Consider the following 8,696-nt stretch of genomic DNA (forward strand, 5'->3'; position numbering starts at 1 on the left):
GGGCGCGGGCCGTGTTCCGCTATGCGGTTGTCAATTTGCGAAAGAAATTATGCGTCACCTTGGGGTGCTTGTCCAGGATGGAATAGAGCACGTCGCGGTCGAGCGTGAGCGGGTCGGGGCTGTTGGTGAGAAATACCAGATTGTCGGCGAGCACGGGATAGGTCTCGTCGTTGCGCAGGCGGTTGAGCTGATCGATGTACTTGGAGACGGGCAACAGAATCGTCTGCGTGCGCTCGATGGCGGTGCCACGGCGCCACACGTACATAAGGCCAAACAGCAGTGCGGCCAGGAAGATCATCACATAGCCGCCGTCAAAGAACATGGTGAGGCACGAGGCGAAGAAGCACAGCTCAATGGCACCAAAGAGCAGGGCGAAGACGCAGGCGCCCAGCTTGTGCTTGAGAATGCCAGCGATATAGCTCGTCAAAAGCGTCGTGGTCATGAGCATGGTCACGGTAATGGCGAGGCCGTAGGCGCTCTCCATGCGCTCGGAGTTTTGGAACAGCAGCACGATGAAGATGCAGCCGACCCACATGATGTTGTTGACGAGCGGAATATAGAGCTGGCCCTTGGTGTCGCTGGGGTAGTGGATGCGCAGATGCGGCATAAGGTTGAGGCGCGTGGCCTCGGATACCAGCGAGAACGAGCCGGTGATGAGCGCCTGCGAGGCGATGATGGCCGCTACGGCCGAAAGTACGATGGCAAAGGGGCGCAGGGGCTCGGGAAGCATCATATAAAACGGGTTGACGATATCCATCGCGAGCATCTGGGGGTTGGAGTTATTGGCGAGCAGCCAAGCTCCCTGACCCAGATAGTTGAGGATAAGGGCCGCCTTAACAAACGGCCAGGATGCATAGATGTTGGCCTTGCCAACGTGGCCCATGTCCGAGTAGAGGGCCTCGGCGCCGGTCGTCGACAGGAAGACAAAGCCGAGCACCATGATGCCCGAGTGGTTGATGGGCGAGAACAGGAACATGATGCCGCGGATGGGGTTGAGCGCGCGCAGGATGGATAGGTTGCCGAGCATGTTGAACAGGCCGGCGCCTGCCAGGAACAGGAACCACAGCGTCATGAGCGGGCCGAACAGCTTACCGATCGACGAGGTACCGGCGCGCTGCATGGCAAATAGGCCGCAGATAATGATGATGGTGATGATGATGACGTTGGTCTGGCCGTCGCCCAAAAGCGCGTGGCCCCACTCGATAGTGCGCAAGCCCTCGATGGCCGTGGTAACCGTGACGGCGGGGGTGAGGATGCCGTCGGCGAGCAGCGCCGCGCCGCCGATCATGGCGGGGAGAATCAGCCATGGCGCCACCTTGCGCACGAGGCTGAATAGGGCGAAGATGCCGCCCTCGTTGTGGTTATCGGCCTTCATGGCGATAACCACGTACTTGACCGTGGTCACGAGCGTCATGGTCCAGATGACAAGCGAAAGCGCTCCCAAGATCATGTCTTCGCTGACGGTACCGATGCCGCCGTTGTTGGCGACGATTGATTTCATGGTGTACATGGGGCTCGTGCCGATGTCGCCATAGACGACGCCGAGCGTTACGAGCAGCATGCCAGCGGAGAGGGGAATGGCTCCGTGCCCGCCCTGCCCATGCTGGCCTTGGAGGTTTGCCTCCAGTTTGTTGTGTGCCACGAGGACTCCCTTAGACATCCGGTTATCTGTCTAGGACAAAAAACTTTATGCCGTCTTTATACATACAAGAGCAGTTTGGCACATCGGGTTATTTTAGACAATAATCCTCAGCTGGGGATTATTTATCTACGCAGGTAGCATTTCAAAGCAGGGGCTTTTAAGCACGTGCTGTCTGGGCGATGCCAGCCTTGGCGTTTGCGCGTTTGCCGGCGAGTTCGCAAAAAATCGCGCCGCCGATGATAAGCGCGGCGCCCAGCAGGCGGACCGGTGTTATGGCTTCACCCAAAAGGGCGGCCGAGAACACGACCGCCGAAAGCGGCTCGAGGTAGCCGACGACGGCGACGGTCTGGACGGGCAGCTTGGCGACGGCGCTAAAGTAGAGCAGGCAACCAATGCCGGTGTTGACGACGCCGAGCATAGCGACGGCGTGCCAATCAATACTGGCGGCGACGCCGGCGGACAGGAACGAGGGAGCGCCCTGCGTGATGAGCGTGAGGACCAGTGCGGTCACAAAGGCGGCGCTCACCTGGAGCGCGGAGTTCTCGAGGCCCTCGATGTGCGGCGCACCCTTGCTGGCGATGACCATCAATGCATAGCAGAAGGCCGAGGCGATTCCACAGACGATGCCCGCAATGGGCATATTGCCGCCTAGACCTTGCGCTGCAATGAGAAAAGCACCGCAAGCAACGGCGACAAAGCCGGCGATTTTGCCGCCGGTCAGCTTTTCGCCAAAGATGAGCGGGGAGAGCGCCATGACAATGATGGGGCCGCAGTAGTACAGCAGCGAGGATACGCCGACGCCGATCGTCTGGTAGGCGCGGAACAGAAAAATCCAGCTGGCGCCCAGCGCAGCTCCCGAGAGGAGGAGGGCCGCGGCTTCGCGGGGACGAGATGGCGCCTGCAACTTATGGTGTTGGGTGATGGCGAGGATAGTGACAAGCGAGAGAGCGCCCAAAAACGTGCGTAGCAGCACGATATCGGAGCTCGGCAGCGCGATGGCAGCGGCGATGATGCCGTTGGAGCCAAACAATAGCAATGCTGCTAAGTACGTAAACAGTCCGTTGTTCATGCGCTTCCATCCCCTCTATATCCGAGCATGTTCACTATGGGTGAACTGGCTTTAGAAGAAAAGCGAATATAATGCATGGAAAACATGACAAAAACTCATACAAGGGTGGGGACGTGCCATGGAGACCAATATCCAAAAGATGCAAGTGCTGCTCGAGACGGTGCGTGCCGGCAGCTTTACGCGTGCTGCAGAGCGGCTGAGCTATTCGCAGTCGGGCGTGAGCCGCATGGTGGGCGACCTTGAGGCAGACTGGGGTTTTAAGGTGCTTGATCGCAGCCGCGAGGGCGTGGTGCTTTCTGCCGACGGGCGGCAGGTCATGCCGGCAGTCGAGGCGTTATGCGAAGAGTTTGGCCGCCTGCAGCGACGCGTGGACGAGATGCGAGGGCTCATGCGCGGCAAGATCTGTATCGGTACGTTTTCGAGTGTGGCGACTCATGTACTGCCGCCGGTGATCGCGCGCTTTCGCGCCGATCATCCGGATGTCGATTACGAGCTGCTGATGGGCGATTACTCAGAGATTGAACAATGGGTGGCTGAGGGTCGTTGTGACCTGGGCTTTATCCCGCGTGAGCCCCGAGAAAACGGCATGGCATCGCGGTCTTTGGTGCGCGACGAGTTGATGGCGGTAGTACCGGCAGACTCTTTGCTTGCCACGGCGGAGGTCGTTTCTCTTGCCGATTTAGCCAACGAGCAGTTTATTCTGCTAGAACGCGGCACCGATGACGAGATTACGCCGCTGTTCCGTCGGGCGGGACTGACGGTGTGCTCCAAGCTGTCGACCTGGGATGACTATGCGATTATGGCCATGGTTGAGGACGGCCTGGGTGTGAGCATTCTTCCCGCGCTCATCTTGCGCCGTTGTCAGTTCGATGTTGCCGTGCGTTCGCTCGAGGGACATCCCCATCGGCAGATCAACGCCATATATCGAACGGCCGATGTTTCGCTTGCCGCCGCCCGTTTCCTCGAATACCTCTAAACGTGTACACACCATTGTTCGCTTTGGGCAAATCTCGGAGTCCGATACATTTTCTTATGAAATTGAACTTTCGAATGAGGTACGGCGCTATACTGCTTGCTAAATTGAACCCTGGTTCAATTCGTGTTCTATAAATTGAACTTTGCCAGCAAGGAGGTTCTAGTGGCCCAAGAGACGTTTAGCGATCGCCTGCGACAGGCTATGTCCGATCGCGACGTTCGCCAGTCGGACGTGATCCGCGCATCGGAGATGCTCGGCAAAAAACTCGGCAAGAGTCAGATGAGCCAATATGTGAGCGGCAAGACGATCCCGCGGCGCGATGTGGCTGAGCTGCTCGCCCGTATTTTGGAGGTCGATGTTACCTGGCTGCTTGCCGGCGACGCCGATCAAGGCGAGGCATCATCACCCCGCAACGATTCCAAGCCCGAACCCCATCCCTCAGCTCAAATTGCAAGGAGCACCACCATGCGCACTTTTTCTAAATCCACCAAGCTCGATAACGTCCTGTATGACGTGCGCGGCCCCGTCGTCGACGAGGCCGCCCGTATGGAGGACGAGGGCGAGCGCATCCTCAAGCTCAATATCGGTAACCCGGCGCCCTTCGGTTTCCGCACGCCCGACGAGGTTATCAAGGACATGCGCCAGCAGCTGCCCGACTGCGAAGGCTATTCCAACTCGCGCGGCCTGTTCTCTGCGCGCAAGGCGATCATGCAGTACTCGCAGATCAAGGGGCTGCCCAATGTTCAGATGGAGCATATCTACACGGGCAACGGCGTGTCCGAACTCATTCAGCTTTCGATGAACGCGCTGCTCGACAATGGTGACGAGATTCTGATCCCCAGCCCCGATTATCCGCTCTGGACGGCGTGCGCAACCCTTGCCGGCGGTCATCCCGTGCACTATCTATGCGACGAGCAGGCGGATTGGTATCCCGACCTGGAGGATATGGAGTCCAAGATCACGAGCGCGACCAAGGCCCTCGTCATCATCAACCCCAACAACCCCACGGGTTCTGTCTATCCGCGCGAGGTGCTCGAGGGCATCGTCGAGGTTGCGCGCAGGCATCAGCTGATGATCTTTGCCGATGAGATCTACGACCGTCTGTGCATGGACGGCTACGAGCACGTCTCGATTGCCTCGCTCGCTCCCGATCTGCCCTGCATTACGTTTAGCGGCCTGTCCAAGTCGCATATGATCGCGGGCTATCGCATTGGCTGGATGGTGCTTTCGGGCAACCAGCGCTGCATGAGCGACTTCATCATGGGCGTCAACATGCTCTCTAACATGCGTCTGTGCTCCAACGTGCCGGCCCAGTCGATCGTCCAGACGGCGCTCGGCGGCCATCAGTCGGTCAACGACTACATCCGCCCCGGCGGTCGCGTCTACGAGCAGCGCAACTTTGTGTATGAGGCGCTCAGCAAGATCGACGGCATCTCGGTGGTCAAGCCGCGCGCGGCGTTCTACATCTTCCCCAAGATGGATGTTAAGAAGTTCAACATCACCGATGACGAGCAGTTTGCCCTCGATCTGCTGCACGAGAAGAAGATCCTCATCACGCGCGGCGGCGGCTTTAACTGGGCCGAGCCCGACCACTTCCGCATCGTGTACCTGCCGCGCATGGAAGTGCTCAAAGAGTCGCTCGAAGACCTCGCCGACTTCTTCGATCACTACCGTCAGAACTAGTGGGATAGAAGCTCCGCACTATGAAAAGCTCCCTGCAGTTGCTTGGCTGCGGGGGGCTTTCTTGAATCGGCGGAACTAAATAACGATTCCGTTGCAGTGGTCGATTTCGTGCTGGATGATCTCGGCGGTGTAGCCCGAGAAGTTTTTGATGCGGTGGACGAAGTTCTCGTCCAAATACTCAACCTTAATGCGGCGATAGCGGGTGCAGGGACGCTCGCCGATCAGCGAGAGGCATCCTTCGCTCGTCTGATAGGCATTGACCTGCTCAAGAATTTGAGGGTTGTACATCAGCAGCGCCCTATTGCCGTCCTTTACGCAGATGATGCGTTTGCGTACGCCGATCATGTTGGCGGCGAGCCCCACGCACTCATGCTCATGTTCGTGGAGCGTATCCAGGAGGTCCTGCCCGGTCGCGGCATCGTCGGGTCCCGCGTCTTCGGAAGACAGGCGCAAAAAGAACTCGGATTTCATGATGGGCTTAATCATGGCGGGCTCCTCATGTCTCATGCTTTCGTGGACTTTTAATAATAGCGCGGAAGGAAAGCTGTGCGTCCGCGTTACAATCTTTCGATGTTGGACCATGTTGCCAGACTCGTCGTGTACGGCGTCTGGCGTAAGTCTAGGGCTCATTTTCGCCCTGGACTGTTCCTCTGGGGCGATGCGACTGTCGTTCCAAGAGGAAGGAAATGCATGGGGAGCAAATCTCAGCAACAAGTTCAAGCACCGCCATCGGCCACTGCGGCAATTCTCGTCGTAATGTATATTGCAGCCTTTGTTGCCGCGTTTAACGAGAACATCATTAACGTGGCGTTGCACGACATTATGGCGGCCTTTTCGGTGAGTGCCACCACGGCGCAGTGGCTCGTTTCGGGCTACATGATCGTGACGTCGATCTTTACGGCCATCATGGCCTTCCTGTCCGGCCGTTTCTCGACGCGCAAGCTGCTGTTTTTCGCATGCGGATGCATGGTCGCCGGCGAAGTTCTGTGCCTGGTCGCTCCGTCGTTTGGCGTTTTGCTGTCAAGTCGTATTTTGCAGGCTGCGGGATCGGGCATCTTGTTCCCGCTCATGATGAACGTGGTGCTGTCTTGCGCTCCGCGCGAGAAGCTCGGCCTGTATCTGAGCTTGGGCGGTGCCTGCATTACGTTGGGGCCGGCGTTTGGACCCGTGATCAGTGGTCTTATGTGCACGTTGTTTGGCTGGAGGGCGGTGTTCGTAGTGCCGCTGGTGGGCGGCATTGTGGTCGCTGCGGCGGGCGTAAAGCATGTCCAGAATGTCGGAGAGCGCTCGAATACCACGCTTGATATTCTGTCGGTTGTTTTGCTCGCGGCCGGCATTACGGCATTTGTGTATTCCGTAGGCGAGTTCTCGACCAATCTGATTGCCGGTATCGTGGCACTTTTCGCCGCCATTGTGCTGCTCGGCCTGTTTGCGGCCCGTCAGCTCAAGCTCGAACATCCGGTGCTTAACGTGCGTCCCATGGCGAGCGTTCGCTTTTGGCCTGCGTGCCTGCTTGTGGTGGTGTCGATGATGACGACGTTCTCGATGAGCGTTTTGTTGCCGCTCTATTTTGAGGGCGCATACGGCATGACCGCCCTTGTTGCGGGCTTGCTCATTTTGCCGGCGATTGCCTGCAACGCCGTGACCTCGATTGTGGGCGGACGCGTGATGGACGCCCGTGGCGCATGGCCGCTGCTGCCGGTCGGCTTTGCCCTGATTGCCGTGGGACAGACTGCCATCTCGATGACGGCGGCAAGCATGAACATCGGCGTCGTCGTGGCGCTGACCGTTGTGGTGTATGCCGGAGTCGGTTTGGTGCTGAGTCCCTCGCAAACGGCCGGCTTGGAGACGCTGCCTGCCGCTGAGCATCCTCACGGAACGGCATTGCTTAACACGTGGAACATGATTGCCGCATCGTTTGGCCCGTCGCTGTTTATCGGTCTGCTCTCGAGTTCTGCGGCGGCTGCCAGCGTCGCTGGCGCTGCGATCGACGTTGACCAGGCGATTGGATTTGCAGCTGCCGTGCGTGTGGCGGCTGTAATTGCCGTGGTCGGGTTCGTGACGTCGCTGGTGTACGCTCGTCGCGAGTCGCACATGTCGCATTAATGTGTGCACATAGATTCTGCAGCTAGATTGGATGGCGACACCATAAACTAATGGACGTTTTGCCGAGAGGCATGAATGTTTAAAGCGCAAAGAGTGCGCGACGGGCCCCGCGAATGGGGCGATGATGCCCGAGAGGGCCAAGAAGGAGTCTCATGTCAGAGAACGAAGAGATCATGAACGAGACCGAGAACGAGACCATGGCTGCCGAGGTCGAGGCAGTCGAGACCGTGGAGACCGAAGCTGCCGAGGTTGAGGCTGCTGACGAGGTTTCCGCCGAGGAGGAGGCCGAGGTTGTCGAGGCCGCCGCTGATTACGATGACGAAGAGCTGATGGACAAGATGCAGAAGGCCGCCCGCCTGCTGCGTAGCCGTCGCTTTGCTATTTCCAAGGAGGAGGAGGCCAAGGCCGAGCGCATGGCGAACATCGAGCGCGCCATCAAGCTCCTTGACCTCAAGCCCAAGATGGAGCAGAAGGAAATGTCCGACCTGCTGGGCATGCGCCTTCGTGAGCTCGATGGTCTGATGGCCGAGGCCGAGGCTGCCGATCTGGTCGGCCGCATCGACGACGCCGAGGGCGATATGCGCAAGATCGTCGTCTTCGCTGCCGAGGATGCCGCTGAGGGTCTGGTCGAGCTTGCCAACAAGAAGGAGAAGCTCCTGCCCGAGCTTTCTTACGAGGAGGCCACCGAGCTGATGGCCGCTCTCGATAAGGTTATCGCTCCGCTCGTCGCCATGGGCCTGGACGAGGACCGCGGTCCTCGCGGCGGCCGTGACGATCGCGGTGGCCGTGGCGGCGACCGCGGCGGTCGCGGCGGCTTTGGTGATCGCGGTGGCCGTGGCGGCGACCGTGGCGGTCGCGGTGGCGATCGCGGCGGCCGCGGCGGCTTTGGTGACCGTGGCGGCGACCGCGGCGGTCGAGGCGGCTTTGGCGGCAACCGTGGTGGCTATGGCGACCGCGGCGGCAACCGTGGTGGCTTTAGCGGCAACCGTGGTAACGACCGCGGCGGTCGCGGTGGCGATCGTGGCGGCCGCAATGGCGGCGGCTTCCGCGGCAACCGTTTCTAATTAGTTACGCGATTTTACCAAACCGCGTAACTAGTTGACGCTGCGCGCCGCCCAGGGCGACAATTTGTCATTCAAAAGGCGAGGCATGACCAGAAGGTCTATGCCTCGCCTTTTTCATGCCAACTTGTTCGCCCTGGGCGGCGCTCGCTGTCGGTA

The 8,696-nt window shown here is 59.2% G+C and carries 6 protein-coding genes and 1 pseudogene; 4 read left to right on the forward strand and 3 right to left on the reverse strand.

Annotated features, from left to right (window positions below; translation table 11 throughout):
* Positions 1–58: 58 nt before the first annotated feature.
* Both DW870_RS06950 and DW870_RS06955 read right to left on the reverse strand, forming a co-directional pair.
* Positions 59–1,660, reverse strand: a pseudogene (locus DW870_RS06950) (KUP/HAK/KT family potassium transporter); the annotation flags it as partial.
* 139 nt (positions 1,661–1,799) lie between these two features.
* Complete coding sequence (locus DW870_RS06955) at positions 1,800–2,711, reverse strand: DMT family transporter (protein WP_117848246.1); 912 nt, start codon at positions 2,709–2,711, stop codon at positions 1,800–1,802.
* A gap of 118 nt (positions 2,712–2,829) precedes the next feature.
* Here DW870_RS06955 and DW870_RS06960 point away from each other — a divergent pair, with 118 nt between their 5' ends.
* Positions 2,830–3,687 (forward strand): LysR family transcriptional regulator, encoded by an 858-nt coding sequence (locus DW870_RS06960; RefSeq protein ID WP_233506171.1) that lies wholly within the window; start codon positions 2,830–2,832, stop codon positions 3,685–3,687.
* A 201-nt stretch (positions 3,688–3,888) separates the two neighbouring features.
* Positions 3,889–5,370, forward strand: a complete 1,482-nt coding sequence (locus tag DW870_RS06965; protein ID WP_117848274.1) for an aminotransferase class I/II-fold pyridoxal phosphate-dependent enzyme — start codon at positions 3,889–3,891, stop codon at positions 5,368–5,370.
* 75 nt (positions 5,371–5,445) lie between these two features.
* Here DW870_RS06965 and DW870_RS06970 read toward each other — a convergent pair whose 3' ends face one another.
* A complete protein-coding gene (locus DW870_RS06970; protein WP_117769829.1) occupies positions 5,446–5,856 on the reverse strand; it encodes a peptide deformylase in 411 nt (136 codons plus the stop codon).
* A 204-nt stretch (positions 5,857–6,060) separates the two neighbouring features.
* On the opposite strand from DW870_RS06970, the gene DW870_RS06975 reads away from it, so the two are divergent.
* On the forward strand, positions 6,061–7,476 hold the full coding sequence (locus tag DW870_RS06975; RefSeq protein WP_117769828.1) for an MFS transporter: 1,416 nt from the start codon (positions 6,061–6,063) through the stop codon (positions 7,474–7,476).
* A gap of 152 nt (positions 7,477–7,628) precedes the next feature.
* Positions 7,629–8,540: a hypothetical protein gene (locus DW870_RS06980; protein WP_117769827.1), complete on the forward strand. Its 912-nt coding sequence runs from the start codon at positions 7,629–7,631 to the stop codon at positions 8,538–8,540.
* Positions 8,541–8,696: the final 156 nt, after the last annotated feature.

Origin of the sequence: Collinsella sp. AM38-1BH (assembly GCF_003467545.1) — a bacterium.
In the GTDB taxonomy this organism is placed as follows: Bacteria; Actinomycetota; Coriobacteriia; order Coriobacteriales; family Coriobacteriaceae; genus Collinsella.

Coding starts and splice junctions, on each gene's coding strand:
- DW870_RS06980 (WP_117769827.1), top strand. CDS start 7,629: ATGTCAGAGAACGAAGAGATCATGAACGAGACCGAGAACGAGACCATG.
- DW870_RS06975 (WP_117769828.1), top strand. CDS start 6,061: ATGGGGAGCAAATCTCAGCAACAAGTTCAAGCACCGCCATCGGCCACT.
- DW870_RS06970 (WP_117769829.1), bottom strand. CDS start 5,856: ATGATTAAGCCCATCATGAAATCCGAGTTCTTTTTGCGCCTGTCTTCC.
- DW870_RS06965 (WP_117848274.1), top strand. CDS start 3,889: ATGTCCGATCGCGACGTTCGCCAGTCGGACGTGATCCGCGCATCGGAG.
- DW870_RS06955 (WP_117848246.1), bottom strand. CDS start 2,711: ATGAACAACGGACTGTTTACGTACTTAGCAGCATTGCTATTGTTTGGC.
- DW870_RS06960 (WP_233506171.1), top strand. CDS start 2,830: ATGGAGACCAATATCCAAAAGATGCAAGTGCTGCTCGAGACGGTGCGT.